Annotated in this window: 30 protein-coding genes; 15 read left to right on the top strand and 15 right to left on the bottom strand. The window is 66.5% G+C overall.

Annotated elements, in window-relative coordinates; all coding sequences use genetic code 11:
* Positions 1-31 precede the first annotated feature (31 nt).
* Both GGC64_RS22375 and GGC64_RS22370 read left to right on the top strand, forming a co-directional pair.
* Positions 32-523, top strand: a complete 492-nt coding sequence (locus tag GGC64_RS22375; protein ID WP_192724700.1) for an ImmA/IrrE family metallo-endopeptidase — start codon at positions 32-34, stop codon at positions 521-523.
* A complete protein-coding gene (locus tag GGC64_RS22370; protein ID WP_192724699.1) occupies positions 520-1,671 on the top strand; it encodes a hypothetical protein in 1,152 nt (383 codons plus the stop codon). The genes GGC64_RS22375 and GGC64_RS22370 overlap by 4 nt, the downstream gene beginning before the upstream one ends.
* A gap of 51 nt (positions 1,672-1,722) precedes the next feature.
* Here the strand turns inward: GGC64_RS22370 and GGC64_RS22365 are convergent, their stop codons facing one another.
* From GGC64_RS22365 to GGC64_RS22350, 4 genes are all read right to left on the bottom strand, one after another.
* Positions 1,723-2,121, bottom strand: a complete 399-nt coding sequence (locus GGC64_RS22365) for a helix-turn-helix transcriptional regulator (RefSeq protein ID WP_192724698.1) — start codon at positions 2,119-2,121, stop codon at positions 1,723-1,725.
* A 405-nt stretch (positions 2,122-2,526) separates the two neighbouring features.
* Positions 2,527-3,264, bottom strand: a complete 738-nt coding sequence (locus tag GGC64_RS22360; protein ID WP_192724697.1) for a TMEM165/GDT1 family protein — start codon at positions 3,262-3,264, stop codon at positions 2,527-2,529.
* Between the two features lie 282 nt (positions 3,265-3,546).
* Complete coding sequence (locus GGC64_RS22355; RefSeq protein WP_192724696.1) at positions 3,547-4,080, bottom strand: peptidase; 534 nt, start codon at positions 4,078-4,080, stop codon at positions 3,547-3,549.
* 107 nt (positions 4,081-4,187) lie between these two features.
* On the bottom strand, positions 4,188-4,520 hold the full coding sequence (locus GGC64_RS22350; RefSeq protein ID WP_370582249.1) for a S26 family signal peptidase: 333 nt from the start codon (positions 4,518-4,520) through the stop codon (positions 4,188-4,190).
* Between the two features lie 23 nt (positions 4,521-4,543).
* Here GGC64_RS22350 and sodN point away from each other — a divergent pair, with 23 nt between their 5' ends.
* Positions 4,544-4,966 carry a superoxide dismutase, Ni gene (gene sodN, locus GGC64_RS22345; protein WP_192724695.1) on the top strand — a complete coding sequence of 141 codons (423 nt, stop codon included), beginning with the start codon at positions 4,544-4,546 and terminating at the stop codon, positions 4,964-4,966.
* A gap of 69 nt (positions 4,967-5,035) precedes the next feature.
* Here sodN and GGC64_RS22340 read toward each other — a convergent pair whose 3' ends face one another.
* Positions 5,036-5,194, bottom strand: a complete 159-nt coding sequence (locus tag GGC64_RS22340; RefSeq protein WP_192724694.1) for a hypothetical protein — start codon at positions 5,192-5,194, stop codon at positions 5,036-5,038.
* Between the two features lie 572 nt (positions 5,195-5,766).
* On the opposite strand from GGC64_RS22340, the gene GGC64_RS22335 reads away from it, so the two are divergent.
* Genes GGC64_RS22335 through GGC64_RS22325 form a run of 3 tightly spaced genes read left to right on the top strand, consistent with a single transcriptional unit; the run spans position 5,767 to position 7,992 of the window.
* Positions 5,767-6,108, top strand: coding sequence for a rhodanese-like domain-containing protein (locus tag GGC64_RS22335; RefSeq protein ID WP_192724693.1), 342 nt, complete (start codon positions 5,767-5,769; stop codon positions 6,106-6,108).
* Between the two features lie 23 nt (positions 6,109-6,131).
* Positions 6,132-7,163 (top strand): DUF4328 domain-containing protein, encoded by a 1,032-nt coding sequence (locus tag GGC64_RS22330; RefSeq protein ID WP_192724692.1) that lies wholly within the window; start codon positions 6,132-6,134, stop codon positions 7,161-7,163.
* Between the two features lie 4 nt (positions 7,164-7,167).
* Positions 7,168-7,992 carry a glycerophosphodiester phosphodiesterase gene (locus GGC64_RS22325; RefSeq protein WP_192724691.1) on the top strand — a complete coding sequence of 275 codons (825 nt, stop codon included), beginning with the start codon at positions 7,168-7,170 and terminating at the stop codon, positions 7,990-7,992.
* On the opposite strand, the gene GGC64_RS22320 is transcribed toward GGC64_RS22325, so the two are convergent.
* The 3 genes from GGC64_RS22320 to GGC64_RS22310 are packed head-to-tail and all read right to left on the bottom strand — an operon-like array spanning position 7,989 to position 10,746.
* The gene (locus GGC64_RS22320) at positions 7,989-9,179 is read right to left on the bottom strand and encodes an LCP family protein (protein WP_370582248.1); all 1,191 of its coding nucleotides are present in this window, start codon (positions 9,177-9,179) and stop codon (positions 7,989-7,991) included. The genes GGC64_RS22325 and GGC64_RS22320 overlap by 4 nt on opposite strands.
* A gap of 9 nt (positions 9,180-9,188) precedes the next feature.
* A complete protein-coding gene (locus GGC64_RS22315) occupies positions 9,189-9,956 on the bottom strand; it encodes a type II CAAX endopeptidase family protein (protein ID WP_192724690.1) in 768 nt (255 codons plus the stop codon).
* A gap of 28 nt (positions 9,957-9,984) precedes the next feature.
* Positions 9,985-10,746 carry a DUF2470 domain-containing protein gene (locus GGC64_RS22310; protein WP_192724689.1) on the bottom strand — a complete coding sequence of 254 codons (762 nt, stop codon included), beginning with the start codon at positions 10,744-10,746 and terminating at the stop codon, positions 9,985-9,987.
* 116 nt (positions 10,747-10,862) lie between these two features.
* Between GGC64_RS22310 and pheA the strand changes: the two genes are divergently transcribed.
* Both pheA and GGC64_RS22300 read left to right on the top strand, forming a co-directional pair.
* A complete protein-coding gene (gene pheA, locus GGC64_RS22305; protein ID WP_192724688.1) occupies positions 10,863-11,789 on the top strand; it encodes a prephenate dehydratase in 927 nt (308 codons plus the stop codon).
* The gene (locus GGC64_RS22300) at positions 11,786-12,472 is read left to right on the top strand and encodes a histidine phosphatase family protein (protein ID WP_192724687.1); all 687 of its coding nucleotides are present in this window, start codon (positions 11,786-11,788) and stop codon (positions 12,470-12,472) included. Before pheA ends, GGC64_RS22300 begins: the two co-directional genes overlap by 4 nt.
* Here GGC64_RS22300 and GGC64_RS22295 read toward each other — a convergent pair.
* Genes GGC64_RS22295 through GGC64_RS22285 form a run of 3 tightly spaced genes read right to left on the bottom strand, consistent with a single transcriptional unit; the run spans position 12,452 to position 14,480 of the window.
* Positions 12,452-12,646, bottom strand: coding sequence for a hypothetical protein (locus tag GGC64_RS22295; protein WP_192724686.1), 195 nt, complete (start codon positions 12,644-12,646; stop codon positions 12,452-12,454). The two genes, GGC64_RS22300 and GGC64_RS22295, sit on opposite strands and share 21 nt — an antisense overlap.
* A gap of 45 nt (positions 12,647-12,691) precedes the next feature.
* Positions 12,692-13,042, bottom strand: a complete 351-nt coding sequence (locus GGC64_RS22290; protein WP_192724685.1) for a metallopeptidase family protein — start codon at positions 13,040-13,042, stop codon at positions 12,692-12,694.
* Positions 13,043-13,046: 4 nt separating this feature from the next.
* The gene (locus tag GGC64_RS22285; RefSeq protein WP_192724684.1) at positions 13,047-14,480 is read right to left on the bottom strand and encodes a septum formation family protein; all 1,434 of its coding nucleotides are present in this window, start codon (positions 14,478-14,480) and stop codon (positions 13,047-13,049) included.
* 112 nt (positions 14,481-14,592) lie between these two features.
* Between GGC64_RS22285 and serS the strand changes: the two genes are divergently transcribed.
* Entirely contained in the window at positions 14,593-15,852 is a 1,260-nt protein-coding gene (gene serS / locus GGC64_RS22280; RefSeq protein WP_192724683.1) for a serine--tRNA ligase, read from the top strand.
* Here the strand turns inward: serS and GGC64_RS22275 are convergent.
* On the bottom strand, positions 15,849-16,184 hold the full coding sequence (locus tag GGC64_RS22275; protein WP_192724682.1) for a hypothetical protein: 336 nt from the start codon (positions 16,182-16,184) through the stop codon (positions 15,849-15,851). The two genes, serS and GGC64_RS22275, sit on opposite strands and share 4 nt — an antisense overlap.
* Positions 16,181-17,743 carry a Rieske 2Fe-2S domain-containing protein gene (locus tag GGC64_RS22270; protein WP_192724681.1) on the bottom strand — a complete coding sequence of 521 codons (1,563 nt, stop codon included), beginning with the start codon at positions 17,741-17,743 and terminating at the stop codon, positions 16,181-16,183. The genes GGC64_RS22275 and GGC64_RS22270 overlap by 4 nt, the downstream gene beginning before the upstream one ends.
* 176 nt (positions 17,744-17,919) lie before the next feature.
* Between GGC64_RS22270 and GGC64_RS22265 the strand changes: the two genes are divergently transcribed.
* Genes GGC64_RS22265 through GGC64_RS22255 form a run of 3 tightly spaced genes read left to right on the top strand, consistent with a single transcriptional unit; the run spans position 17,920 to position 20,274 of the window.
* The gene (locus GGC64_RS22265) at positions 17,920-18,696 is read left to right on the top strand and encodes a lysophospholipid acyltransferase family protein (RefSeq protein WP_192724680.1); all 777 of its coding nucleotides are present in this window, start codon (positions 17,920-17,922) and stop codon (positions 18,694-18,696) included.
* A gap of 4 nt (positions 18,697-18,700) precedes the next feature.
* The gene (locus GGC64_RS22260) at positions 18,701-19,465 is read left to right on the top strand and encodes a 1-acyl-sn-glycerol-3-phosphate acyltransferase (RefSeq protein ID WP_192724679.1); all 765 of its coding nucleotides are present in this window, start codon (positions 18,701-18,703) and stop codon (positions 19,463-19,465) included.
* Complete coding sequence (locus GGC64_RS22255; protein ID WP_192724678.1) at positions 19,462-20,274, top strand: HAD family hydrolase; 813 nt, start codon at positions 19,462-19,464, stop codon at positions 20,272-20,274. The genes GGC64_RS22260 and GGC64_RS22255 overlap by 4 nt, the downstream gene beginning before the upstream one ends.
* Positions 20,275-20,285: 11 nt before the next feature.
* On the opposite strand, the gene GGC64_RS22250 is transcribed toward GGC64_RS22255, so the two are convergent.
* Positions 20,286-21,893 carry an N-acetylmuramoyl-L-alanine amidase gene (locus GGC64_RS22250; protein ID WP_192724677.1) on the bottom strand — a complete coding sequence of 536 codons (1,608 nt, stop codon included), beginning with the start codon at positions 21,891-21,893 and terminating at the stop codon, positions 20,286-20,288.
* A 136-nt stretch (positions 21,894-22,029) separates the two neighbouring features.
* The gene (locus GGC64_RS22245) at positions 22,030-22,998 is read right to left on the bottom strand and encodes a hypothetical protein (protein WP_192724676.1); all 969 of its coding nucleotides are present in this window, start codon (positions 22,996-22,998) and stop codon (positions 22,030-22,032) included.
* Positions 22,999-23,178: 180 nt separating this feature from the next.
* On the opposite strand from GGC64_RS22245, the gene glf reads away from it, so the two are divergent.
* Genes glf through GGC64_RS22230 form a run of 3 tightly spaced genes read left to right on the top strand, consistent with a single transcriptional unit; the run spans position 23,179 to position 26,847 of the window.
* Complete coding sequence (gene glf, locus GGC64_RS22240; protein ID WP_192724675.1) at positions 23,179-24,393, top strand: UDP-galactopyranose mutase; 1,215 nt, start codon at positions 23,179-23,181, stop codon at positions 24,391-24,393.
* A complete protein-coding gene (locus GGC64_RS22235; protein WP_192724674.1) occupies positions 24,390-26,330 on the top strand; it encodes a glycosyltransferase in 1,941 nt (646 codons plus the stop codon). Before glf ends, GGC64_RS22235 begins: the two co-directional genes overlap by 4 nt.
* Entirely contained in the window at positions 26,323-26,847 is a 525-nt protein-coding gene (locus GGC64_RS22230; protein WP_192724673.1) for a phosphatase PAP2 family protein, read from the top strand. Before GGC64_RS22235 ends, GGC64_RS22230 begins: the two co-directional genes overlap by 8 nt.
* Position 26,848 lies beyond the last annotated feature (1 nt).

The raw sequence follows: 26,848 nt of genomic DNA, 5'->3' as shown, positions 1-26,848 counted from the left end.
CGCATAGTGGACTCGTCGAGAAGGGGGTTGTATGCCTGCCAGCCGCCGCGTCACCCGTGCCGTAAGCGCGGTGCTCGAACTCGCCCCACGACGCGGGGAAGTGTCACTGCCCCGCCTTGTCGATGCGGTGAGCGAGGACCGCGACCGGCCCATTGAACTGAAGATGGCCGATCTGCCACCCGGAGTGTGTGGGCAGTGGCGTCAGTACGCCGACCGCGACGTCTTCCTGATCCAGAAGGGCCTCCCCGCCTGGGACCGCACGTTGGCCCACGAGCTCGGCCACCTGGTGCTCGGGCACGAAGGCATCCCTGTGGTCCAGGCAGCCCGGGAGAACACCGAGATGGCCAGTTCCGACCTGATCGGCTACATGCTCAACCAGCGGACCGGCTGCATGGGTCCCGCGGGTGAAGACGCCGAGCAGGAGGCCGAGGACTTCGCGGCACTGCTCATCTACCGCCTTGGTCGGCTTCCGTCGGATCGATCCTCGATAGTTCAGGTCCGGCTCGGAGAGGCATTTGGTTGATCATCTGGGTGATCGCCGGTCTGCTCGGATTGGCGACCGGCCTCCGGATTGGCTGGGCCCTGGTCAACAAGCAGTCTCTCGTCAGTACCGCGATGATCCTCGCGCTTGGCAGCCTCGGGGTGGTCGCGGCGCTGAATTGGCAGCCGCTGACGCTGCTGATCGATGAGGCGCTGGGCTGGAACAACCTTGCGATGGGGTTATCGCAGCTGGCCTTGATCGGCTGCGCCGCGGGCAGTTGCGTGATGATCACGACCGTCGCGTCGGAGAAGTCACCCGCGACCATTCGAAAAATTGCTATTGCGCAGTACAGCGTTGCCGGCGTGATCGGGCTGTTGAGTCTGGTGATCTTCTTCGCTTCGGGCCAGCAATCGGAGATGGCGCCGGAGGAGTACCTCAAGCAGAACCTGGCCTCCAGCGGCGGAAGGTTGCCGTGGTTGCTGCCCCTGCTCTATGTGTTCTTGGCGCTGACCCTGGTGTCGTGGGCGGGAATGCGTCACTCCAATCGCAGCAGACGCGGGCGCGCACTGTTCGTGTTCACCCTCGGCATCGTGCTCATCGTGCTGGCGTCCGCGTTTTTCCTGCTGCGGGCCGCCGGCAGCACCCAACTACTCGGCGTCGGCGCGGCGGCCACGCTACTGGGCTGCGCGATGCTGGTCGTCGCGGCGGGCTCGCTGCTACCGAGCGTCGAGGACTGGTTCGGCGCCCGCTATGAGCTGCGCACCATCTCACCGCTGCTCACCGAACTCGGTCGGCGCCACCCGGACATCGGCATCGGTGTCCGGCCCCGCGGACCGCTGGTGTTTCGCGTCGCCGAGCGGATGTCGCTGATCTCGGACGCGCTGTTCCTCGAGGCCACCTCGGCCGACGCGGCGCGCAAGCGGCCCGTCGGAACGCCACCTGCGCGTGAGCTCGATGAGGAAGACGACGTATCCGAAGTCGAGTCACCGGGGGTGCCGCCGGAGGAGCAGGCACGCGGCATCGCGCAGTGGATCTACGACGGCCGAGAAGACGCGCCGGACGATGCCGGCGCTACCTTCCCTGGACTTGGCTGGCTGCGCCAGCCCACGTCATTTTCTGATCGCGAATGGATCCTCGAGATCGCACAGCAGTATCGCCAACTGGCAATCTCCAAGACTGGGTCGGCCTGACAGACCGAATTGCCCAAATTCGCCGGACGCCGCGTTGCGGCGAGCGGCAAGCTAATCGTCCAGGTGCTCCCGGCGACGCAGCTCGTCGACCTTCTGAACAATGTCCTGCTGGGCCTCAACGGACAGACCGACGGTGCGTGCCGCAATACGGCGAACACCCTCGTCGCGCATATTCGCCAGCCAGGTCAATTCCTTGTCGAGCTTCTCGTAGTACTCGTCGTCGGTGAAGTAAGCCGGCTTGATGCGGAAGAAGTTGGCAAGGGCTGCCATGGTGGCCGCCGAGGGGTTGGTGCGGTTGCCTGAGCGGAGCTGCGACAGGTACGGAGCCGACATCGTGACGCCCTCTGCCTTGAGCGCTGCGATGACTTCAGCGGACGTATGCGGGCCACGACCGGGCGGGTAAACCGTGTCGAACAGGCGGTTTAGCCGGGCGGCGAACGTCTTGCTCATCGAATTGACCTCCACTTGCTGGACGAGCGGGTTTCTGGGGCGGCGTATTTGCTGATCATCGTAGCGAGAGTTGTGCCAACAACCAAGTGCAAACCGCGGAAAAGTTAACCCGCCTTTTGTTTCGTGAGGCCGCTACAGGTCTTAACGGCGCCGTCGGTGTGTGCCGGCACCGTCATCTTACGGTGCGGCGAAGCAAATAATAACGGCTGCCTGGCGATGACTTTTGCAGAAGTTGCGCACAACCCGTCACAGGAATGCTGAAGTTCACCACGGGCAACTCCGCATGCGCGAAAGGAAGCGGAAACCGGTGTTTGCTAGTTGCGCACGCAAGTGGGTGGTATGGACACCGGCCGTCATGCTCCTCGGCAGTTGACGCCCGATAGCGAGCAGACCGTCAGAACCTGGTCAGTCGATTGACCGACAGTAGCCAGCAGGAGGGTCTTCGGGATCGCGCGACGGTTCGAGTGGCAACAGCGCAGGAGAATGCTCGCGTCGGCTGCGGACCAGGGTCACCGCGGCCCCCATCGCCGCAGCCACGGCGATCGTCGCGGTAGCCGAGATCGCCATCCAGCGCAGACCGATCGCCGTGTCGAGCAGTATCCAGATTCCGAAGAGGGCAAACAGCACGCTGGCCAAACCGTGTAGGAACCGTTCGGGCAATCGCTTGTGCAGCAGCGTGCCCACCGCGATGGCCACGCCGTCGGCGAGCACCATGCCCACGGTCGCGCCGATCCAGACGCCTGCCCAGTTGTGATCACTGGCCAAGGCGACGGTGGCCAACATCGTCTTGTCGCCGAGTTCGGCGAGAACGAACGAGGAGATGACGGCCAGTAGCACATGCCGCGGTTCGGCGACCTTGATCTCGTCGTCGCCGCCTCTGCGGCCCTCCCGCCACGTCCACACCGCGAACAACAAGAAGGCGATCGCGGCGGCGAACGCTATCGGGCGTTGGGGCAATGTGAGACCGAGGAAGTGGCCGACCGTCACCGACAGGCCGTGCACCATGAACGACGCGATGCCGACGCCGGACAGCACCACCCACCACCGATGCCGCAGGGCGTAGGTCATGGTCATCAACTGCGACTTGTCGCCTAGTTCGGCGACGAACACCACGGAGAGACTGACCAGTGCGGCGGTGAGCATGGGAACGACCTCTCGACACGTCGCCGACGGGTCGATTGCGCGCAACCCGTCAGACTTCGGTCGAAGGTCTCGCCCACCGCAATGCGGTTCGTCGGCCGGGCTCCGGCACTATTGCTCCTCACGTGCGCGGCCGCCAGTATGTCGACTCGACGATTGGGGGCTACTCCCCTTCGCTGACTCCGTCGACGATAGCGGCGGTTTCGGGGCCGCGCCACTCGGCAAGCGAGTTTCGGGTGCCCGAATCGAGCGTTCAGGGCGACGAATCAAATGGTTCGAAAAACCTTATGCCGCAAGCAGCATCGCCAAGATGGCGGTGTCGGGATGGCTGATGGGATCCACACCGACCCGGCTCACCATCGACGTCACTGTGCCGTCGGCTTCCGCTTCGACCCACGCTGCGCGATGCTCGAGACCGAGATAGGGGAGCCCCGGTAGCAGCACGCAACCCGACGCGGCGCCGTTGCACTCCGGCAGCGACGGCATGGTCTCCGAGGGTGGGTGCAGCATGAGTAGCGCGGGTGGCTGGTGTTCGGCGAAATGCCCTGGGGGAACTGCGGATTCACCGACCACCGTGCCTTCGGCCACGACCAGTCCGACGGTGCCGGGGACGGGCGCGTCCGGTAGCTCTTCACGGGCGCCGAAAATCGTTGTGGTTGAGAGCAATCCGGGCAGCGACGCGACGCGCACGGCGACGATGAGTAGCTGTGCCCACTCCTTTGTGGACTCCGGCCACCGACCGGACACCACAAACCCCTTGAGAGACCCATGCGAATGGAAAGGGGCGATCTCTATCGCCCGGCCAGACCCCATTTCCATCTCGCCTCCGCGCCATCGGTGTTCGGATTCCTCCGCGACACGCCTTTGGGTCGATTTGACCAGAATGCGGCAGGTCAAACCTGCTAGCAAGTGGACACGCACAACACTCAACGCGCACGGACCGTCCACAGCACGCGGTAAGAGCCTGCCGCGGGCACCCAACCGAACTGCCGCGAGTCGACGACCCCTACCGCGCGCGGATTGTCCGAAACGGCTTCAAATGTCGCGCTGCGGCCGCGCCCTCGCACATTTCCGACGCGTTTGACGAGCCATCGCGACGGCGAAGTGGGGTCGGCAAACACGCGAAGCTGGCCTCGCCGGGGAGCGCCGCCGCTGACCGCCAGCAGCCCGTCACCTGGATTGAGGGTGGGACGCATCGAGTCCTCGACGACGGCGAAACGGCGTAGCGGCCACCGTCGCCGCGGATGGTTTCCGTCCACCCCCAAAGGGTAGGTTTAGGAACATGCTGCATCGACTTTTCGCCAACGCCACCCCCGCCCACGCCCACTGCGATCTGTACTGCGGCGTCTATGACCCCGCCCAGGCCAAGATCGAAGCGCTCTCCTGCCTGAAAATCCTTCAGAAGTACGCGGACTCCGATGACGAGCACTTCAAGACCCGCGCAATTCTCATCAAGGAGCAGCGCGCCGAGGAGGTCAAGCATCACCTGATGGTGCTGTGGGCCGACTTCTTCACCAAGGAGCACTTCGAGCAGTTCCCGAATCTGCACCAGCTGTTCTGGGACGGCGTGCACGGGGCAGGTGACGTCAAGAAGTCGCTCGACGTCGCCGTCGCCGAGAAGCTGCTCAAGACGATCGACGAGATCGCTGACATCTTCTGGCAGACCGAGAAGGCCAAGGGCATGGGCGTTTACCCGCCCGCCTGAGAACGCTCACCCGTCCGTACAGGAAATCCCCGGCTCACAATGTTGAGCCGGGGATCTTTTTGCTGCGGATCAGAACAGGACGATGAGCGCGAGAACGCCCAGCAGAATCAGCGCGATGACGCCGGCGCGCAGACAGGCCATCATCTGGCCGCGCGTATAGACATTCGACGACGTGTGCCATTCAGACGGCGGTACAGCTGAACCCGGACCCATCGGATGTGACGCCATCAAACCCTCCCTACCTGCACGATCTATGGCCCTCCCCCAGTGAGATCTGTCACAAACAGCGCGTGTGACGCCGATCATAACCCCTGTTGTTCGGCCGTGAAAAATCGGCTCCGCATCGCAAGCCGCGGCCCGTCGGGCGCGGAGGGGGCGGCCGTGCCCGGCGCTGTGGATAAAACCAGCGCGGCAAGTTCGCCCAAGGGTGGTCATGCGCGTCCTAGCAAACTCCGCATCACGTCATCGAAGCTGTCGGGCGGCGTAGCCGACTGTCGCCCGAATGGCCGACACGGCTGGGTGCAGACCAATGCTTGCCATCGGAAACTTAGTGGGGCAATCCATTTCGCTCGGGCACCCGCGACCCTGTTGATCGGCGGCGTGTCGCCCCGCAGGGTTATCCACAATAACTCCCAGCAAGCGCACAGATTGAGCGGCTCAAACGGGGTTTCGCCCGTTGAAGCCCTGTGGATGAACTTGTGGAAATTGTGGATAGTCGGCAATTGCTGACGTTGAATCGACGCGTCGGTCAGCCCTGCGGCGGTAGAGCCACGAGCCGGTGTCGTGTCAGCATTGGCGGTATGGACGAAGTCGAGGTCACGCAAGCGTCGATCGCCGATGTTCCCTCGACGTTCGACGGGCCCGTGGTCTTGCTCGACGTGCGTGAGGACGACGAATGGCAGCGGGGGCACGCACCCGGCGCCCAGCACATCCCGATGGGCCAGGTGCCGTCGCGCCTCGGTGAGATCGACACCGACGCGAAGCTGTTCGTGGTGTGCCAGGCCGGCGGCCGATCCCAACGCGTCGCCCAGTACCTGGCCGGAAACGGCTACGCCCCGGTGAACGTCTCGGGTGGCATGTTGGCCTGGGCCGCCGCCGGCCGACCCGTGATCACCGACGACGGCGGTGCGGGCGTCATCTGAGCCGGCGTCGCTAGGCTGGTCGCGTGATCCAGGTGTGTTCGCAGTGCGGGACGCGGTGGAACGTGCGCGACCGCAGGCGGGTGTGGTGCCCGCGGTGTCACGGGACGCTGCATGCACCGTCGGGTCCGCCGCCTGGTTCCGAGTGGCGGCCGACGGCCTCGCCGCTGGGGCAGAGCGATCGCACGCCGCCAGGTCGGCCACTGCCGCCCGGATACCGTTGGATCGCGGTGCGACCTGGCACGGCGCCACCGCCTCGCCGTCGAACGCGCGCTCTCGGGCCCACCCCTCGCTACGGCGCCATCCCTCGGTGGGGTCTGGTCGACCGCTTCGAGACGTCGGACGTACAGGCTGCCGCCGCCCCGCGCAACGGACCCTCGCTCGCAATGGTGCGTGGCGTGCTCGTCGCGACCATCGTGATGCTGGGTCTCGCCGCGTTCGTTCACGTCGTGCGTTACGTGCTGCTCATCGTGAACCGGTCGATGTTGTTGAACAAGGTCGTGGCGTTCGCCGCCACCTGGGCGGGCGTGCTCGTCAGCGTGATCGCACTGTTCATGTTCGTCGCGAGCCTGGTGGTGTTGACCAACTGGCTGATCGCGCGGCGGGCCGCGGCCTACGCGCATCACCGCCGCGACGACCCCCGCTCCGCGACGGCGCTGCGTCTGGGTTGCCTTGTGCCGCTTGTGAATCTGTTCTGGGCGCCGGTGTTCGTGCTCGAGCTGGCCGGTGTCGAAGAGCGGTTGAATTGGCTGCGCCGGCCGATCGTGGTGTGGTGGATCGTCTGGGTCTTCAGCTACGTGGTGTCGATCTTCTCGATCGCGACCAGCTTCACCCAGGATGCGCAGGGCATCGCGGACAACACGGTGACCACGATCGTCGCCTACCTGCTGACGATGGCGGCGCTGCTGCTGGTCATGAAGGTGTTCCTCGGCTTCGAACGCCAGCCGGTGGCACGACCGACGAAGCGTTGGGTGGTCGTCCGGGATGACCAGAAAGCCCAGCAAGATGAGGCCCCGGCCGTTGCAGTTGAGTCCGAAGGCCAGGACCCGGCAGCATAGCCATATGAATTCGGGCGACGAGCTGCTCGGCGGCCATCCGTTCGTGGTGGCGCACCGGGGCGCATCGGCCGAACGTCCCGAGCACACGCTGGCCGCCTACGAACTGGCACTGAAAGAAGGCGCCGACGGCGTCGAGTGCGACGTTCGGCTCACCCGCGACGGGCACCTGGTGTGCGTGCACGACCGGCGGGTCGACCGCACGTCGAACGGGACCGGGCTGGTCAGTGAGATGACACTGGCGCAGTTGCGTGAACTCGATTTCGGGGCATGGCATCCCAGTTGGCGCGCCGACGGCAGCCACGGCAACACCGGTCTGCTCGCCCTCGATGATCTGGTTTCGCTCGTGCTGGACCACAATCGGCCGGTCAAGCTGTTCATCGAGACCAAACATCCCGTGCGCTACGGCGCGCTGGTCGAGAGCAAGGTGCTGGCCTTGCTGCACCGTTACGGCATCGCCTCTCCTGCGTCGGCGGACCTTTCCCGCGCGGTGGTGATGTCCTTCTCGGCCGCGGCGGTGTGGCGGATCCGTCGCGCTGCCCCGATGCTGCCCACTGTGTTGCTCGGCGAGACCTCCCGCTATCTCGGCGGCGGCGCGGCCACCACCGTCGGTGCCACCGCGGTCGGCCCCTCGATCGCCACGCTGCGCGATCACCCCGAGTTGGTCGACCGGGCCGCGGCTCAGGGCCGGGCGCTGTACTGCTGGACCGTCGACCACTACGAGGACGTCCGGTACTGCCGCGATGTCGGCGTGGCGTGGGTCGCGACGAACCACCCCGGTCGCACCAAGAGCTGGCTGCAGGACGGGCTGACGGGAGCGGGCAGGGACTAGTCGGGTTTGGCGGCGTCCAAAACATCCTGGGGGACAGGCGAATCCGATGTCAGCGCCGCGAACAAGCGGCCCGCGGCGTCGCTGTTCCAGATCACGACGGAGCCGGAGTCGCTACCGGTGAACTCGCCGATCGGCACCGTCGTGGTGGTGATGTCGCCGTGCAACGACCACGCCAGTCGCGCCAGATCCCAGATGTGGGCACCCGTATCGACGGTGAGCGCACCGTTGACCGCATGCGCCATCGGATACCAGCGCAGCGGATTGAGCAGCACGGCCGGGCTGGCGGCGCGATGCATCAACGCCTCCATGAACTGCCGCTGGTTCACCATCCGATCCAGGTCGGCGCGCGGGGTGGCGCGGGTGCGGACGAACCCGAGCGCATTGCGGCCGTCGAGCTTCTGGCAGCCGGCGGGCAGGTCGATGCCTGCAAGCGGGTCGCTGATCGGTTCGGTGGGGCACATGGTCACCCCACCGACCGCGTCGACCAGCACGGCGAAACCGTCGAACCCGACCTCGGCGTAATGGTCGAGTCGCATCCCAGTGGCCTGCTCGACGGTCTGCGCCAACAGCGGCGCCCCGCCCTCGGAGAACGCTGCGTTGATCTTGTCTTCGCCGTAACCGGGAATCGACACGTAGGAATCGCGGGGGATCGACACCATCGTCGTGGGCGCGCTGGAGCCGAAGGCAGGCACGTGCACGATCAGGATGGTGTCGGTGCGGCCGTTGCCCATGTCGTCACCGGTGGTCAGCTCGGCCTGCTGTTCGGGCGTCAGACCCTGACGACTGTCCGAGCCGACCAGCAGCCAGGTCGTGCCCTTGCCGGAGGCCGGCCGCTCGGCGTAATCGGCGAGGGCGGGGATGCGGTGCAGCGACGTGTCCATCCACCACCCGCCCGCAATCGTCGCGATGACGAAGACCAACAGCAGCGCCAACACCACGCGGCCCCAATGTCGTTTGCGCCGAGGCTTTTTCGGCCTCGGTAGCGGAGGTGGCTGCTGTGTCACCGGTGGCGGCGGCCGACGCGGGGGTGGTGGCGGCGGGGGGCGACGCGCGGGCGGTGGGGGCGGGTTGGGCGGCCTCGGTTGGGCAGGCGGTGGTGGCCGGTAGTTCGGGTCACGCCGGATCACTTGCGACGGCTCCCGGCGATACGCTCTTGGGTCGCGACCCGGCGGCCGGTTGTCGTTCACAGTCTGAATTTACGACAGCCAGCTCAAATGCCCCGCCGCCAGCGCGTAACCGACGTAGGCGACCGAGTCGATGATTCCGTGGGCGATGATCAGCGGCCACAACCTGCCGGTGCGCTGCCATACGTAGCCGAAGATCACGCCCATCACGACATTGCCCAGTCCCGCGCTGAAGCCCTGGTAGAGGTGGTACGCGCCGCGCAGCAGGCTGGATGCCAACAATGCGACGACGGGATTGACGCGCAGCTGGCGAAGCCGGGTCAGCAGGAACGTGACCACGACCACTTCCTCGGCCCAGCCATTGGCGAAGGCCGTCAGCAGCAGCACCGGTATGCGCCACCAGGTGTCGTAGAGCTCCGCGGGTTCGACGTGCGCCGAAAGGCCAAGCGCCCGCGCGGCCATGTACAAGCCGAGTCCCGGCAGGCCGATCACGGCCGCCAGGCCGAGACCACCGAGCACGTCCGGTCGCCAGCGGACCTTGCCGAGTCCGATCTGCGCGAGGCCAAACCCGCTGCGCCACAACAGGTATACGGCCAGCGCGCCCCACGCGACGAGCTGGAAGGTGACGGCGAGGTTGAGGCCCAGATCGATGAGGTCGAACGGTGAGCGACGCGGGTTCAGCGCGACCCGCCTGCCGGCAAGGCCGAGCAGCACCGCCTCGATCAGTTGCAGGAACGCGGTGTAGGCCGATATCCCGAACGTCACGGCCAGCACGACGGTGATCTCGATGCGCATGCCGCGCCGCTGCGGATTGCTCAGCTCGTCGGGTGGCCCAGTCACCGGAGCCACGCTAGCGGCCGCCACCTCCCTAGAGTCGCCGGGCGCGCAGCCCATTGAGGAACGGGCAGCCCATCAGGATGCGAATCGCTTGGCTCAGCCCCGTCACGTCGTCGACCGGTTTGGCGAACGGCAGTCGCACGTCGTGATCGCCGTCGTCGCCCTCCACGCGCAACTGCACGCCGTAACGGTCGAGGCCAAGCGGGCGTACGCGGCCACGCCGCAGCGGGGACGGCAGCCGGCTGGCGAGCCTGTCGACGACCTCGCGGTGCGCGGATTCCATGTGCTTGAGCCAGCACGACTCCATCGCGCAGAACGGGTCGGGCCTGGCACCCAGCAGTGCGGCGACGCTGATCGCTTCGGCGCCTGAGGAGTCCGCCACCACTACCGACTCGATCTCCAGCCGCATCAGCGTCGACTCCGAATTAACCTCCAGCAGAGCAGGATTGGGATCATCGGCCGCTATCAGATCGAGCAGACCGGCGACTTCGCTGTCGGAGACGCCGTGCAGCCTGCCGCGGATCCACACCAGCGAGCGCACCGGCTCGCGCAGTGGCAGCGGGGCGTAGTCGGTCATCTCCAGAACCGCCTGGACACCCGCGCTGCCCGCGGCCAGCACCATCCCGGCGAGGATGCCGTCGCCAGGGACCGTGATCGCGAACGAGCCGTCGTCGAGTAGGTGATGAACCGGCGTGCAGGTGGGTTCGAGACCCTCGACGGCGAGCATCGCGCCGCCGGCCCGCATGCACGCACTGCGGATCCGCTCGGCCGTCGTCGGTGCCGCACCTGTCATCGCGTCGCCTTTCGTGTAAGTGAGGTAAGCCTTACTTAACTGGAATGACAGAGGTGACGCAAGCCCTACCGCCGCGGCATCCGGGGCGTCCCTGCGACAACGGATAGGGTTGAAATGTGCCGCGCATCGCCTACCTCGGACCTGAAGGGACCTTCACCGAAGCGGCGTTGTTGAAGATCTCGGCCAATGGTCTGGTGCCCGGCACTGTCTCGCCGGAGGGCATCACGCCGATGCCCACCGAGAGCACGCCTGCGGCCCTTGCTGCGGTCCGCTCCGGCGAAGCCGACTACGCGTGCGTGCCGATCGAGAACTCGATCGAGGGACCGGTGCTGCCGACCATGGACCACCTCGCCACCGGAACACCGCTGCAGATCTTCGCCGAACTGACGCTGGAGGTGTCGTTCTCCATCGTCGTGCGAAAGGGTACGGCTGCCGCCGACGTGGCGACTGTGGCGGCGTTTCCGGTGGCCGCGGCACAGGTGCGGCATTGGCTTGCCGACCACGTGCCGAAAGCACAAGTGGTGCCTGCCAATTCGAATGCCGCGGCCGCGCAGGATGTTGCCGACGGCCGCGCCGACGCCGGAGTGAGCACGGCGCTGGCCGCCGAACGCTACGGCCTTTCGACGCTGGCCGCCGGTGTCGTCGACGAACCCAACGCGCGCACGCGCTTCGTGCTGGCGGGTCGGCCCGCGCCGCCACCTGACCGCACCGGCTCCGACCGCACCTCGGTGGTGCTGTGGCTCGACAACGTGCCCGGTGCGCTGGTGTCGGCGCTCACCGAGTTCGCGATCCGCGATATCGATCTCACGCGCATCGAATCGCGGCCAACGCGAAAGGAGTTGGGCACGTACTTCTTTTTCCTCGACTGTGTCGGACACCTCGAGGATGAAGCCGTCGCCGAGGCACTCAAGGCGTTGCACCGACGTTGTGCAGACGTGAGATTTCTAGGTTCATGGCCGACGGGGTCGGCCGCCGGTTCGACGCCGCCGGAACTCGACGAGGCCGCACGCTGGCTGACACAGCTGCGGGAGGGCAAGCAGTGACCGGTCGGCTTGTCTTGGTTCGACACGGACAGTCGCACGGCAACGTCGACCGTCGGCTGGACACCCGACCGCCCGGCGCCGAACTGACCGACCTCGGCCGCCAACAGGCCCGCACCTTCGCCCGCGAGTTGGCACACCCCGCCGGGATGCTCGTGCACTCGGTGGCCGTACGGGCCGCGCAGACCGCCGAGGAGATCAGCGGCGAACTCGGCCTGCCGCCACATGAATTCGAGGGCATTCACGAGGTACAGGTGGGTGACCTCGAGGACCGTAAGGACGACGAGGCGATCGCGGAGTTCGAGACGGTCTATCAGCGGTGGCACGAGGGCGACCTGGATGTGTCGATGCCCGGCGGCGAGACGGGCAACGAGGTGCTCGACCGTTATGTGCCGGTGCTGACGCAGCTGCGGATGCGCTACCTCGACGACGCCGCGTGGCACGGCGACATCGTCGTCGTCAGTCACGGCGCGGCCATCCGGCTGGTGTCTGCCGTGCTGGCCGGGGTCGACGGCAGCTTCGTTCTCGACCATCACCTGCCCAACGCCGAGTCCGTTGTGCTGGCGCCTATCACCGACGGGCGATGGAGCTGCGTGCAGTGGTCGAAGCTGACGCCGCCGTTCTATCCCGAGCCGGATGTGCATCCGGTCGAGGATGCGCTGTCGTCAGCTGACCCGATGGGCTGACGCCCGGACACTGCATGTGCAGCCGAGCGCGTCGCAGTCGACGCTGAATGCGTGCATCACCTCTGGGGTGACGCAGCCGTCCTCGGTGCACTCCGACCGGAACCAGGCGTGATGAATGACGGTGCCATGGCAATGCTCGAGCCCCGCCAGACACTCGCGGCACTCCGTACTCATGGCCCAAGAATGGCACTGGGCCGTCACGAAGTGTGGTTGCCGCGCCTAGCCCCAACCCAGTTCGTGTAGCCGTTCGTCGTCGATCCCGAAGTGGTGCGCAATCTCGTGGATGACCGTGATCACCACCTCGTCGACCACCTCGGCCTCGTCGTGGCAGACGTCGAGCAGGGCGTCGCGGTAGATGGTGATCGTGTCGGGGAGCGAGCCGGCGTACCACGAATCGCGTTCGGTCAGCGCCACGCCGTGATACAGGCCGAGCAGGTCGGGCTCGTCGGGGTTGCGGTCTTCCACGAGCACCACGACGTTGTCGATTGCCGCGGCGAGCTCGCCTGGAATCAAATCGAGTGCGTCGGAGACCAGCTCGTCAAACCGTTGCGGGCTCATCCGAACGGCCACGCGGCTACTGCCCTGGCGGTGGCAGCAGCACCGGCTCGCCAGGCGGCGGCCCAGGTGGTGCGCCCGCCGGTGGCGGCGCGCCCTCGGCTGGCGGCGGGGAAGCACCTTCCGGCGGTGGCGGCCCGTCCTGCGGCGCGCCAGGAGGCGGCGGTGGCCCGTTGAGGAATGTGTTGCCCGCGGGCGGGGCAGGCGCAGCCGTCGACGGTTGCGTGGTCTGGGTGGAGCCCGTCGACTGCTGTCCCGGCATGTGCTGCGTCTGCTGGCCCGAATCGCTCTGGCTGCCGCTCGACGACGAGGACGATGACGATGACGATGACGAGGAGTCCGACGAGTCCGGCATCTGCGGCTCGATCGCCGGGATCGGCGGAAGATTCAGCCGGTCGACCGGGATGTCGGGTGGTGCGACGGGCGGCTGGCCGTTGATCATCAGCTGGCCCTTGGCGCTGTTCAGCAGCGTCGACCAGCCGCCGTTGCCGAGGGTGGCGCCGATGCTGCACGACACCTGGTGGCTGCCTGCCGACCAGCTCGGCAGCGAGATGGTGCTGTAGATCAGCGTCAGTGTGGTGCTGCGCAGCTGGATCGGCGCCAGGTAGGCGTCGGTCATCCGGGTGCAGGCGTCCTTGATGAAGCCGTCCTGCTCGGCCTCGGGCGGCAGCGCCTCGGGGAACTTCTCGGCGAGGTTGACTGCGCCGGTGACCTCCATCGCGTGCGGCGCCGCGCAGTCGACGGGAATGTCGGTGGGCTGGTTGGTGCCCGGGTCGATGCCGAGGCAGGTGCCTGCCGGCCACACCTTCGACTGGTCGACGTCGGCGACCTTGCCCTTGAACGCCAACTGCTGGTTGTTCGGCCCCGGCAGCTGCAGCCCGCACAGCATGCGTCGCTCACCCGCCTGCCGCCACGCCTTGTCGCCCGACCACAGCATGCTGACCGTGAAGCGGCTGTTCGGGTCGAAGCGGTTGCCGAGATAGTTCTTGACGGCCGCCGAGCACTGCTCCTGGCTGATCTGCTGAATGCGCCCGGGTGATGGCGGCGCCGCGTCCGGACCGTATTCGCTGCCGGGGAACGTACGCATGTCGACCGACTCGGCGACCTCGAAGCGGTGGTCGCCCTTGCAGTCGACGATCTCGGCCGCATCGGGCGTGCGCTCCGGCCAGCTCAGGCAGTCGCCGGCCTTCGCGTGGTTGAACGTTTCGTTGCCACGGGGGCCGAGCGAGATCGAGTTGGCCGTCAGGCCGTTGGCGCCGTCTTTGGTCGGTAGCGCGGTGATCAATCCGGCGATCAACAGGCCGCCGAGCGCGGTCAACAGCAGCACGCGGCGCGTCGACGTAGCGTGCAGACTCTGCCACCACGCGACCCGGTCCGACGGCTGCCCATCTTCGCGTTCGGCGCGCAAAGCGCTGTCAGTCAAGCGCTCGGGTGCCTCCAACATCCGCTCCATTGTGACAGGCGTGTCAGGCGCTGTGACAAGAGTTGCAGTTGTAACGTTATGAGGTTGTGGCTGAGCGGGGCCGACGGCGCCGCGGCCCACCATCAAAAGTAGGGTTGCGGCCGTGATCGACCTCAAGCTGCTGCGCGAAAATCCGGACGTGGTGCGCGCGTCTCAGCGGGCCCGCGGCGAAGACCCGGCGCTCGTCGATTCGTTGCTCGAAGCCGACTCCGCTCGCCGGTCTGCGGTGTCGACCGCCGACAACATGCGCGCAGAGCAGAAGGCCGTCAGCAAGCAGGTGGGCAAGGCGTCGCCCGACGAACGGCCGGCGCTGCTGGAGCAGGCGAAGGCGTTCGCTGAGAAGGTCAAGAAGGCCGAGGCCGAGCAGGCCGAGGCCGAAAACGCTTTCACCGCAGCGCATATGGCGATCTCGAACGTCGTCATTGACGGGGTTCCCGCCGGCGGCGAGGACGACTTCGCGGTGCTCGACACCGTCGGGGAGCCGCGGGCCATCGAAAACCCGAAGGACCACCTCGAACTCGGCGAGGCGCTCGGCCTGATCGACATGGAGCGCGGCGCGAAGGTGTCCGGCTCGCGGTTCTACTTCCTGACCGGCGCGGGAGCACTGCTGCAGCTGGGCCTGCTGCAGCTCGCGGTGCGGCTGGCGACGGCCAACGGCTTCACGCTCGTCATCCCGCCGGTGCTGGTGCGCCCGGAGGTGATGGCGGGCACCGGCTTCCTTGGTGCACACGCCGACGAGGTGTATCGCATCGAGGCCGACGACCTTTATCTGGTCGGCACGTCCGAGGTGCCGCTGGCGGGGTATCACGCCGACGAGATCCTCGACCTGTCCGACGGCCCGCTGCGCTACGCCGGCTGGTCGTCGTGCTTTCGCCGCGAGGCGGGCAGCTACGGCAAGGACACCCGCGGCATCATCCGCGTGCACCAGTTCGACAAGGTCGAGGGATTCGTCTACTGCAAGCCGGAGGACGCCGAGGCCGAACACGAACGGCTGCTCGGCTGGCAGCGACAGATGCTGGCGCAAATCGAGGTGCCGTACCGCGTAATCGACGTCGCCGCAGGCGATTTGGGCTCATCGGCGGCACGCAAGTTCGACTGTGAGGCATGGGTTCCGACGCAGGGCACCTACCGCGAGTTGACCTCGACGTCGAACTGCACCACGTTCCAGGCGCGACGGTTGTCGGTGCGCTACCGCGACGAGAACGGTAAGCCGCAGACCGCGGCGACGCTCAACGGAACGTTGGGCACCACACGGTGGTTGGTGGCGATCCTGGAGAACCACCAGCAGCCCGACGGCAGCGTGCGCATTCCCGAGGCGCTGGTGCCGTATGTCGGCGCCGAGGTGCTCGAACCGAAGGGCTAGTTCTTCAGCAGCTCGTCGAGCCGCGCCAGAAACTCCTGCGGGCGTTGCGGGGTGAACGCGGGGCTCGGTCGCACTCCCGGCACGTCGAGCGTCACCAGGGTCGACTTGATCGGGCGCCACACGTCCAGCGGCATCCAGCGGCGCGGATCGGTGCTGCCCCAGATCCGGAAGCGCTCGGTGAACAGGCCAAGGGACTCGGCCTTGTATCCGCGGATCGCACTCAGCGGGATGATCTTCGACGTTCCTGACGGAAAGTGATAGCGCCGCAATGTGATTGCCTCGCGGTCGAGCTGAATCAGGCCGTCGTCGTAGTACTGTCGCGGACCGGTCACTTGCGTGCGCTCCGAAGTTCATGGCCCTTGGTGGTCAGGCAGCGACCGGTCTCCAGGTTCCACTCCCAGCCGTGCAGATTGCACGTCAGCTTGGTGCCCTCGACCACGCCGAACTTCGAGAGGTCGGCCTTCAGATGGGGGCAGCGGCGCTGAATCTCCCAGCCGTCCAAGGTGATCGACGCGGTGTCGTCGTGCGCCTCGGCGAACCAGCCGTCGGCGTAGGCGATCCGCTCATCGGTGAGGCATTTGAAGAACGTGTAGAGGTACTCGTTGTAACCCCCGACCCGCCACGCCGAAAACCGCGTCGACAGGAAGATGGTGTTCACCCAGTCCGGCTCGTTGTCGCGCAGGACAGTGCGCACCAGTTCCGGCGGGATGCCGAACCCATATCGGAACTTCTCGTCCGGAATCGGCTCGCGCACCACCCGTTTCGGGAAATCCAGCACAACGGTCTCTTGATGGCCTCCGCCCTGTAGCCGAAGTTCGACCGGATACCCGATACCGTCGCAGATCTGATCGCTCTGCAGCATGATCGGTTCGAGCACCACTCGCAGCGGCTCCAGCAGAGGTTCGCCCGCCGCGGGCGCCCAGCTCGCCTTCTCCGCCGCCAGCACCGGCGCCATCCGCTGTGCGTAGGCCTCGATGTAGGCGGCCTTTCCGGTCGTGAAGATGGCCTGCACTTCGTCTTCGGGCAGCGGATGGATCAGCGAATTCAGCTGTGAGCCAGTGAAATCCCCTGTGGACCCGGGCATCATCAGCAGGCCGCCGTCATGGCCATGCGCGCGCATCTGGTCGAGGAACACCGCCTGGTCCGGGAAGATGTTGGCGGGGTCGCCGTGATCGTCGTTCAGGTCACGAAGCGCCGGGTCGAGGAAGCAGGGCGGGCCCGCCGACGGCACCACCCAGGTCGCACCCACCTGCGCGATGTACTGGCGGCAGCGGTCCATTTGCCGCTGACGCTTCTGGGTGCCGAAGGCTTCCTTGGCGCGCGCAGGCATGTCGTAGACCATCGGGTACCAGATCGCGCCGGAGTACTGCAGCATGTGCACGTCAACCTGACCGAAGTCGGCGTGCAACACGTCGAGGTCGACGGGGCGTGCGTCATTCATGTTGAAGCACACCGTTTCTCCGTCGTCGACCACCAAGCCGGAGTCGCCGATCGGCCCGTCGGCAGGCGCGCGCAGCGCGATGATCATCACGTCGAGATCACCCTTGGGGCCGCTGACGCGATGCTTGACCGAGTCCGTCGTCTCGAAGAACCGGTGAAAACCCACCTTCTCGAGTTCGCGTTGCAGGTCGGGCACCGGGAAGTCGGGCAACAGCACGACGGCGTCCTTGTTGACGTGCTCGCGCAGGTTCCGCGGGTCGAAGTGGTCGCGGTGCAGATGCGACACGTACAGATAGTCGACGTCGCCGAGAGCGTCCCAGTCCAGCGCGCTGTTGTCGGGGAACGGGAACCACGACGCGAAGTACGCGGGGTTGACCCACGGGTCGCACAGGATGCTTCCGGCCTTCGTGTCGATCCGGAATCCCGCATGCCCGACGCTGGTGACCTGCACTAATGCCCTTTCTTTGCGGTATAGTCGCTCGCGCGAGTCTAGCCCGCCAGCGGGTCCTGATCGTCCTCGGACGAGTCCCACGCCGCGACGACCATCCGGCCCGCTGCGATGCGCTCGACGATCTCCGGAACCGGCACGGGTTCGATGGGCACGCTCACCCGACTAGGCTGCCTGATGTGGAACCGGTATACGGAACTGTCATCCAGCTCGCCCGCCTGGTGTGGCGCGTGCAGGGGCTGAAGTTCACCGTCACCGGCGTGGAGAACCTGCCCCGCACCGGCGGTGCCGTCATCGCGATCAACCACACCAGCTACTTCGACTTCACCTTCGCCGGGCTGCCCGCCTACAAACAGCACCTCGGCCGCAAGGTCCGGTTCATGGCCAAGAAGGAAGTCTTCGACAGCAAGGTCAGCGGCCCGATCATGCGCAGCCTGCGGCACATCGAGGTGGATCGCCATGACGGCGCCGCGTCGTTCGAGCACGCCTGCCGTGCGCTCAAGGATGGCGAACTGGTCGGCGTCTATCCCGAGGCCACGATCAGCCGCAGCTTTGAGATCAAGGAGTTCAAGTCCGGGGCAGCCCGAATGGCCCTGGCCTGCGACGTGCCGATCGTGCCGCACATCGTCTGGGGCGCGCAGCGCATCTGGACCAAGGGCCACCCGAAGAAGATGTGGCGCCCGAAGGTGCCGATCACCGTCGCGGTCGGCGAGCCGATCATGCCGACCCTGCCGGCAACGGAGCTGACGGCGCTGCTGCACTCTCGGATGCAGCATCTGCTCGAACGGGTGCAAGACGAATACGGCCCGCATCCGCCCGGCGAGTTCTGGGTGCCGCACCGGCTGGGCGGGGGAGCCCCGACGCTGGCCGAGGCCAACCGGATGGATGCCGAGGAGGCGGCAGAGAAAGCCGCCCGTCGCGCGCAACGAGCCGACCCCACCGAGGCGCCGGGGTAGCAGCATGGAGCCGGTTTTCCGCGCGCTCGAGATTGCCGTCGACACAGCGACCAAAGTCATCGGGACGACGATCACCTACCAGGGTCTGGAAAACATCCCGGAAAGCGGCGGTGCCGTCATCGCGATCAACCACACGAGCTACCTCGACTGGGCCCCTGCGGCGCTGGCCGCCTACCAGCGGCGCCGACGGATGCGGTTCATGATCAAGGCGGAGATGCAGGACGTGAAGGTCGTCAACTTCCTGATCAAGCACTCCGGCACCATCCCGGTGGACCGCCGCGCCGGCGCAGGTGCGTACGCGGTCGCAGTCGACCGACTGAGGGCCGGTGAAATCGTCGGGGTGTACCCAGAAGCGACCATCAGCCGCAGCTTCGAACTGAAGGAGTTCAAGACGGGCGCAGCCAGGATGGCCCGCGATGCCGACGTGCCGATCATCCCGCTGATCGTGTGGGGGGCGCACCGGCGCTGGACCAAGGATCACCCAAAAGACATGCGGCGCAAGAGCAAAATCCCGGTGACTGTCGCGGTGGGAGCTCCTCTGCGTGCATCGGCCACCATGGATGAGACAAGCGATGCGATGCGCGAGGCGATGACGGTGTTGCTGCACAAGGTGCAGCTGGATTATCCGCATCCCGAGGGTGCGTATTGGGTGCCGCGCCGGTTGGGCGGCAGCGCACCGACTTTGGCACAGGCCAAGGCGCTTGACGAGGCGGAGTTGGCCGAGCGTGCGCGTAAGCGGGCCGAGCGTGAGGCGAAGAGTCACCGGTGACTCCTGACCTCATTGCCTCCGACGTGGACGGCACGCTGCTCGACGACGATGAGAAGGTCACTGCCCGAACTCGCGAGGCCGTATCGGCGGCCGTCGCTGCCGGCGCGACTTTCGTGCTCGCCACCGGTCGCCCGCCGCGCTGGGTGCAGCCCGTGGTCGATGCGCTGGGCTTCGCCCCAATGGCGGTGTGCGCCAACGGCGCAGTGATATACGACCCCGCCACCGACCGCATCGTGTCGGCCCGCACACTTTCCGCCGACGTGCTTGGTGAGTTGGCTGAGATCGCCACCCGCGTCATCCCCGGCGCGGGGCTGGCCGTCGAGCGCGTCGGCACCAGCGCGCACGACGCCGCCACCCCGCAGTTCGTCAGTTCACCCGGTTATGAACATGCCTGGCTGAACCCCGACAACACCGAGGTGTCCATCGAGGATCTGCTCAGCGCCCCCGCGGTCAAGCTGCTGATCCGTAAGTCCGGTGCCCGCAGCTCCGAAATGGCCGAGGCGTTGGCCAAACATGTTGGGCAACAAGGCGATCTCACGTATTCCACCAACAACGGCCTTATCGAGGTCGTTCCGCTCGGCATCAGCAAGGCCACCGGCGTCGAGGAGCTAGCCCGCCCCCTGGGCATCACCGCCGAGCGCGTCGTCGCATTCGGTGACATGCCCAACGATGTGCCGATGTTGTCCTGGGCCGGCCTCGGCGTCGCGATGGGTAACGCCCATCCGGATGCGGTGGCCGCGGCCAACGAGGTCACCGCGCCCAACACCGAAGACGGCCTCGCGCGCGTGCTCGAACGCTGGTGGGGCTGACGGGCGAAAGACTAGGCAGGGTTGATCGGCCTGAACCGCTCGAGCTGAATCGGTGCGGCCTCGATGGAGGGCGGTGGCAATTCCAATGGGACGCCGTCGATTACCCGCGTCACCGTACCCTTCTCGCGATCGAAGTTCAGTGTGCCGTGCTGGAAGTTCTGCACGATCCACTGCGGCTCCTGGATCTCCCCGCTGGTCGGCAGGCCGAGTGCGCCGCGCTCGAAGCCCAGCGATCCCCACGCCTTGTAGATTTCACCTGTGACGGGTTCGGCTCCGCTCTGCGGCGACCAGTAGATCGCACCCTTGTCGAACGTGACGTAACGCGCCGCACCTTCGCCTGATGCCTCCGGTGAGGTGGGCTTGCCCAGCAGGCTGTTCATCCCGCCCATCGTGTCCCACCGCGCGAAGATCGCTCCGCCGCGCAGGGATTCGGCCAGGTCTGCGGGACCCGGCGGGTCGTTGAACCGCGCCGCGATATCGCGCAGTTGGTCCATCAGTGCATACGCCTCGTTGCCGGGACAGTCGGTGTTGCCGACGTCGCGGTGGGTGAAGATCGTCGGCAACGTCGGCGTCGCACCCGTCGGGAACTTGGTGAATGACCCACCCGCAGAAGGCAATACCACCGTGCCGCGAGGATCGATGTGGTCAAGGCCGAGTCGCCAGCCGATCAGACGGGCGACGGTGCGCAGCTGAATCGGAGTCGGTGGCACGGTGTCGAAGTCGCCGAGCATCGCCACGCCCCAGGTGTTTCGGTTGAAACCGCCGGTGTGTGAACCCTCGACCGGTTTGTCCATGCCGCCGGCGCGGCCCTCGAATACCTGACCGTATTTGTCGACCAACGCGTTGTAGGCGATGTCGCACCACCCCAGCGTGCGGGTGTGGTACTCGTAGATCGACCGGACGATGCCTGCCGAATCCTCCGGAGCATAGTCGTTGCTGCCTGCGGTGTGATGGACCACGGCGGCCCGAATTCCGTTGTCGTACACGGTATTACCGCACCGCATTCCCTCATCAGCACCCCACTGCGCGCGGTTGATGATGTTGGGGGGCTGGCCGGGAACGGTGACGGCCGACGGCAGCGGCAACGTGTCAACGGGTGCCTGCGGCGGGCTGATCAGCACCGCGTTGATGTTCTGTGCGAACGGCTGCTCGACATTGGCGGGTATGTACCCGAGGCCGGGCTTGGCAGGTGCAGTCGTCGGCCCGGCGGTAGGCGCCGACCCGGCCGGTCTGGTGACCGAGATCTGCACCGTGGTGGTGCGGCCGACGAAGATGGGCTCAGTGCCGCGCGGCGCAGCAGAGTCGGGGCCGACGCCTTCGAGTGTCTCGGCGTCGTACCAGGGACCCCACGACCCGTCGGCCTTCTTGGCCCTGACCTTCGCCGTGGTGCCGCTCAGGTCGTCCGACGTCAGCGCCACCATCGAGAACGGCGTGTCCTGATGGACCTCGCGGAGCGTCTCGCCCCCGCCGACCCCGGAGAGCGGCTGCTGTGCGACCTGTGGCGCCTGGCTTGCCTGCTTGTCGTCGCCGGGCAGCCCGTTGACCGCCATCGGCAGCATCACGACTGTTGCCGCCACCGCGGTGAACAGCAGCGACGGCGCGGGACGACGGCACGACACGGCCCGATGTTACGTATGTGTCAGTTGTTACCAGTGTTTCGACACGGTAGTTGCCGTGACTAAATGCACACAGCAACCTGCAACGGCACCGCAGAGCCTTGGAGGCGTTTCTGCGGTGCCGTCTGGTTGCAGGTCTTTACAGGCCGGGGATGAGCCCGGGGCCCGGGATTTCCGGTGCTCCCGCCGGCAGGGCGGCAGCCGCTGCGGGGATGGCCGACGTGGCCGCCGCAGCCGCATCCGCTGCCGGAGCGCCCGCCGGCTTGACCGCGGACATGATCGCCGGCATCAAAACGCCCTTGAGCAGGTCGATCGCCTGGCCCGCGCCAAGCTGATTGGCGGCGCTTGACAGGTCGCCGAGCAGTCCACCGCTGCCGCCGGTGGCAGCAGGAGCAGCCGCCAGCGACGGATCACCGAGAAGCGGGTAGGTGCCCGCCGCCGGATCCAGCCCGATCGGTGCGGAGATCGGCACCTCGCCAGGCGCGGGCAGGGCCCCCGCGTTGGAGATCGGCGAGGCCAGCGCCGGATCCACGGCACCGGCAGCCGGAGTAGTGAGACCCGGCGTCGCCAGCCCGGGAACTTGACCCGTCGGGCTGGTCAGCGCCGGGTTCGTCAGCGCGGGGTTGCTCAGCGCGGGATCCGTAAGGGCGGGACCCGTCGCGGTGACTCCCGGCAGGGTGGCGCTGGGCGCCGTCAGGCCTGGTGTCGTCAGACCCGGTGTCGTCAGACCGGGCGTGGTCAGACCTGGCGTGGTCAGGCCCGGTGTGGTCAGGCCCGGTGTGGTCAACCCGGGGGCGGTCAGGCCCGGTGTGGTGAGGCCAGGAGAGGTCAACGACGCGGGCGTGCTCGAGCCCGAGCCGGTCAGCAGACCCGTCGGCATCGGGGGCAGGTTGACCCCGAATTGCGACAGGCCCTGCGACAGCGCCGACATCAGCTCGTTGGGCAGGTCGGTGATCATTGCGGCCTGGACGAACTGGCGGTGCTGCGTCGGTGGCTCGGCGCTGTCGGACAAGTCGGACACGGCGATAACTGCTGCTGGACTCGCGACTGCCAGGGCGGCGACCGCGCTCATGGCTGTGGAAAGCCTGCGTCGACGTCGGTTCGGCACGGAAGTCTCCTCAATATATGGACTACGTCTGGTACGTGGGCTTGGCAACTGCGCCAAGAACTAACGTGATCGACGGTACTGGTGTGACTAGTGAGACCAAAGTGGCGATACGGAATTGTGAGCCGATCGCAACCTTCGGCCCTCTGTGGATTCGGGGCGCGCCGGAGCGGTCGGATACCCTTGCTGCCGATGACCGCTCGTTTTGATCTATTTGTCGTCGGTTCCGGGTTTTTCGGTCTGACGATTGCCGAGCGCGTGGCGACGCAACTGGACAAGCGTGTCCTCGTGGTCGAGCGCCGCCCGCACATCGGCGGCAACGCGTACTCCGAACCCGAGCCGCATACCGGTATCGAGGTGCACAAGTACGGCGCACACCTGTTCCACACCTCCAATCAGCGGGTGTGGGACTACGTGCGCCAGTTCACCGAGTTCACCGGCTACCAGCACCGCGTCTTCGCGCTGCACAACGGCCAGGCGTACCAGTTCCCGATGGGCCTTGGTCTGGTGTCGCAGTTCTTCGGCAAGTACTTCACCCCCGACGAAGCGCGCCAGCTGATCAAGGAGCAGTCGGCCGAGATCAAGACCGAAGACGCGCAGAACCTCGAGGAAAAGGCGATCTCGCTGATCGGCCGACCGCTCTACGAGGCGTTCGTCAAGGGCTACACCGCCAAGCAGTGGCAGACCGACCCCAAGGAACTGCCCGCAGCCAACATCACCCGGCTGCCGGTTCGCTACACCTTCGACAATCGCTACTTCAACGACACCTACGAGGGTCTGCCCGCCGACGGCTACACGGCCTGGCTGAAGAACATGGCGGCCGACGACCGCATCGAGGTGCGGTTGGATACCGACTGGTTCGACGTGCGCGACGGGCTGCGGGCGGAAAGTCCCGACGCGCCCGTGGTCTACACCGGACCGCTGGACCGCTACTTCGACTACGCCGACGGCCGGTTGGGTTGGCGCACACTCGATTTCGAGGTCGAGGTCCTGGACACCGGTGATTTCCAGGGCACCCCGGTGATGAACTACAACGACGAAGACGTGCCCTACACCCGCATCCACGAGTTCCGGCACTTCCACCCGGAGCGGGCCTATCCGACCGACAAGACGGTGATCATGCGGGAGTACTCCCGATTCGCCGATGCCGAGGACGAGCCCTATTACCCGATCAACACCGAAGCCGACCGGGCTGTGCTCGGCGCGTACCGTGCGCGGGCCAAGGCCGAGACGGCATCATCGAAGGTGTTGTTCGGCGGCCGGCTGGGCACCTACCAGTACCTCGACATGCACATGGCGATCGCCAGTGCGCTGAATATGTACGACAACACACTCGCGCCGCACCTGCGTGACGGCGCCCCCCTGACCGAAAACGGCACAGAAAGCAACAGCGCATGAGTGACATCCCGTCCGGCGCGCTCGACGCCGCGGAATCCAAGGCGGTCAGCCTTCTCTCCCGTGTCATCCTGCCGAGACCGGGCGAGCCGCTGGACGTCCGCAAGCTCTACATCGAGGAGTCGGACACCAACGCCAGGCGCGCGCATGCGCCGACCCGCACCACGCTCGAGATCGGCGCGGAGTCCGAGGTTTCGTTCGCCACCTACTTCAACGGCTTCCCCGCCAGCTACTGGCGGCGTTGGTCGGTGCTCGAGTCGGTGGTGCTGCGCGTCGAGTTGACCGGCAGTGCCCGCGTCGACGTCTACCGGTCCAAGGCCACCGGCGCCCGGATCACGGTCGGCGGCGCCCCGGCCTCCAGCGGTGACTCCGAAGAGCCCGCGGTAGTCGAGTTCGAGATCGGTCTCGATCCGTTCGAGGACGGCGGCTGGATCTGGTTCGACATCACCACCAATTCCAAGGTCACTTTGCACAGCGCCGGTTGGTACGCGCCGGTGCCTGCGCCGGGCCGGGCCAACGTCGCAGTCGGCATTCCGACGTTCAACCGGCCCGCCGACTGCGTCAACGCGCTGGCCGCGCTGACCTCAGATCCGTTGGTGGACAACGTCATCGGCGCTGTGATCGTGTCCGACCAGGGCACCCAGAAGGCCGTCGACCACCCAGGATTCGCTGCGGCCGCCGCAGCGCTGGGCAACCGGCTGACCATCCACAACCAACCCAACCTCGGTGGCTCCGGTGGATACAGCCGGGTGATGTACGAGGCGCTGAAAAACACTGACTGCGAACAGATCCTGTTCATGGACGACGACATCCGCATCGAGCCCGACTCGATCCTGCGGGCCTTGGCGATGAACCGGTTCGCCAAGACGCCGACACTGGTCGGCGGTCAGATGCTCAATCTGCAGGAGCCGTCGCATCTACACGTGATGGGCGAGATGGTCGACGCAGAGAACTTCATGTGGACCAACGCCGTCAACACCGAGTACGACCACAACTTCGCGAAGTATCGGCTCAACGACGAAGAGGAATACCGCAGCCGGCTGCTGCACCGCCGCATCGACGTCGACTACAACGGCTGGTGGATGTGCATGATCCCGCGCCAGGTCGCCGAGGAGCTCGGCCAGCCGCTGCCCCTGTTCATCAAGTGGGACGACGCCGACTACGGGTTGCGCGCCGGTGAGCACGGCTATCCGACCGTCACGCTGCCCGGTGCCGCGATCTGGCACATGGCGTGGAGCGACAAGGACGACGCCATCGATTGGCAGGCGTACTTCCATCTGCGTAACCGGTTGGTTGTCGCGGCCATGCACTGGGACGGCAACGTCATGGGGCTGCTGGCGAGCCACCTCAAGGCGACGTTCAAACACCTGCTCTGCCTTGAGTATTCGACCGTCGCGATTCAGAACAAGGCGATGGACGACTTCCTGGCCGGCCCGGAGCACATCTTCTCGATTCTGGAATCGGCGCTGCCCGAGGTACGCAAGATGCGCCAGGGCTACCCAGACGCCGTGGTGCTGCCGGGTGCCACAGCCCTGCCGCCACCGTCGGACAAGCGCTGGCGCAAGAAGGTCACCATCCCGACGAACGCGTTGTCGATCTCGTACCGGTTGACCCGCGGCGTCATTCATCAGCTCAAGGCGCACGACCCCGAGCACCATCGCCGCCCGCAGGTCAATGTCGCGACGCAGGACGCCCGGTGGTTCTCGCTGTGCCGAGTCGACGGCGTCACGGTCACCACCGCCGACGGTCGCGGAGTGGTCTATCGCCAGCGTGACCGCGCGAAAATGTTCGAGCTGCTTCGTGAGTCGCTGCGGCGGCAGTTGCTCCTCGCCCGCAAGTTCAACAAGATGCGCAGGGTCTACCGCGAGGCGCTCCCGGTGCTGTCGAGCAAGCAGAAATGGGAAACGGTGCTGCTGGAATCGTCGCCGGCCAATGGCTGACGAGCCTCGAGGCGAGGAAGCCGCGCTGGTGGCCGTGCAGTCGGCGCTGGCCGACCGGCCCGGTGTGCTGGCAGGTGCACGTGCACTCTCGCATTTCGGTGAGCACAGCATCGGCTGGGTGGCGGTGTCCGCGCTGGGCGCGCTGCTCCAACCGCGCCGCCGCAAGGCGTGGCTTGCGGTGGGCGCGGGAGCGTTCATCGCGCACGCCGCCGCCGTGGTGATCAAGCGGGTGGTCAAGCGGGAGCGCCCGCACCACCCGGCAGTCGCCGTCAACGTCGGCACCCCGAGCCGGTTGAGCTTCCCTTCTGCGCACGCCACGTCCACCACTGCAGCGTCGATCTTGCTGGCGCGCACCACCGGCCTGCCGTTGCCTGTGGTGCTGGTGCCGCCGATGGCGTTGTCCCGCTTGGTTCTTGGCGTGCATTACCCCAGCGACGTGCTCACCGGCGTCGCGGTCGGGGCGGTGGTCGCGAAGACGGTCGGAGCCGTCGCTGATCGGGTTGGAGGGGATCGATGAG

The organism is Mycobacterium sp. OAS707 (genome assembly GCF_014873705.1).
Classification (GTDB): Bacteria; Actinomycetota; Actinomycetes; order Mycobacteriales; family Mycobacteriaceae; genus Mycobacterium.
The sequence above is the reverse complement of the archived record's forward strand: the minus strand, read 5'-3'. Positions and strand labels throughout refer to the sequence as shown.

Bases quoted from the DNA above. Each gene is read 5' to 3' on its own strand.
- GGC64_RS22360 (WP_192724697.1), bottom strand. From the start codon at position 3,264: ATGCTCACCGCCGCACTGGTCAGTCTCTCCGTGGTGTTCGTCGCCGAA.
- GGC64_RS22295 (WP_192724686.1), bottom strand. From the start codon at position 12,646: ATGAGTACGGAGTGCCGCGAGTGTCTGGCGGGGCTCGAGCATTGCCAT.
- GGC64_RS22355 (WP_192724696.1), bottom strand. From the start codon at position 4,080: ATGGAAATGGGGTCTGGCCGGGCGATAGAGATCGCCCCTTTCCATTCG.
- GGC64_RS22310 (WP_192724689.1), bottom strand. From the start codon at position 10,746: ATGACAGGTGCGGCACCGACGACGGCCGAGCGGATCCGCAGTGCGTGC.
- GGC64_RS22235 (WP_192724674.1), top strand. From the start codon at position 24,390: ATGAGTGACATCCCGTCCGGCGCGCTCGACGCCGCGGAATCCAAGGCG.
- GGC64_RS22375 (WP_192724700.1), top strand. From the start codon at position 32: ATGCCTGCCAGCCGCCGCGTCACCCGTGCCGTAAGCGCGGTGCTCGAA.
- GGC64_RS22230 (WP_192724673.1), top strand. From the start codon at position 26,323: ATGGCTGACGAGCCTCGAGGCGAGGAAGCCGCGCTGGTGGCCGTGCAG.
- GGC64_RS22285 (WP_192724684.1), bottom strand. From the start codon at position 14,480: ATGGAGCGGATGTTGGAGGCACCCGAGCGCTTGACTGACAGCGCTTTG.
- GGC64_RS22340 (WP_192724694.1), bottom strand. From the start codon at position 5,194: ATGGCGTCACATCCGATGGGTCCGGGTTCAGCTGTACCGCCGTCTGAA.
- GGC64_RS22260 (WP_192724679.1), top strand. From the start codon at position 18,701: ATGGAGCCGGTTTTCCGCGCGCTCGAGATTGCCGTCGACACAGCGACC.
- GGC64_RS22365 (WP_192724698.1), bottom strand. From the start codon at position 2,121: ATGAGCAAGACGTTCGCCGCCCGGCTAAACCGCCTGTTCGACACGGTT.
- GGC64_RS22325 (WP_192724691.1), top strand. From the start codon at position 7,168: ATGAATTCGGGCGACGAGCTGCTCGGCGGCCATCCGTTCGTGGTGGCG.
- GGC64_RS22335 (WP_192724693.1), top strand. From the start codon at position 5,767: ATGGACGAAGTCGAGGTCACGCAAGCGTCGATCGCCGATGTTCCCTCG.
- sodN (WP_192724695.1), top strand. From the start codon at position 4,544: ATGCTGCATCGACTTTTCGCCAACGCCACCCCCGCCCACGCCCACTGC.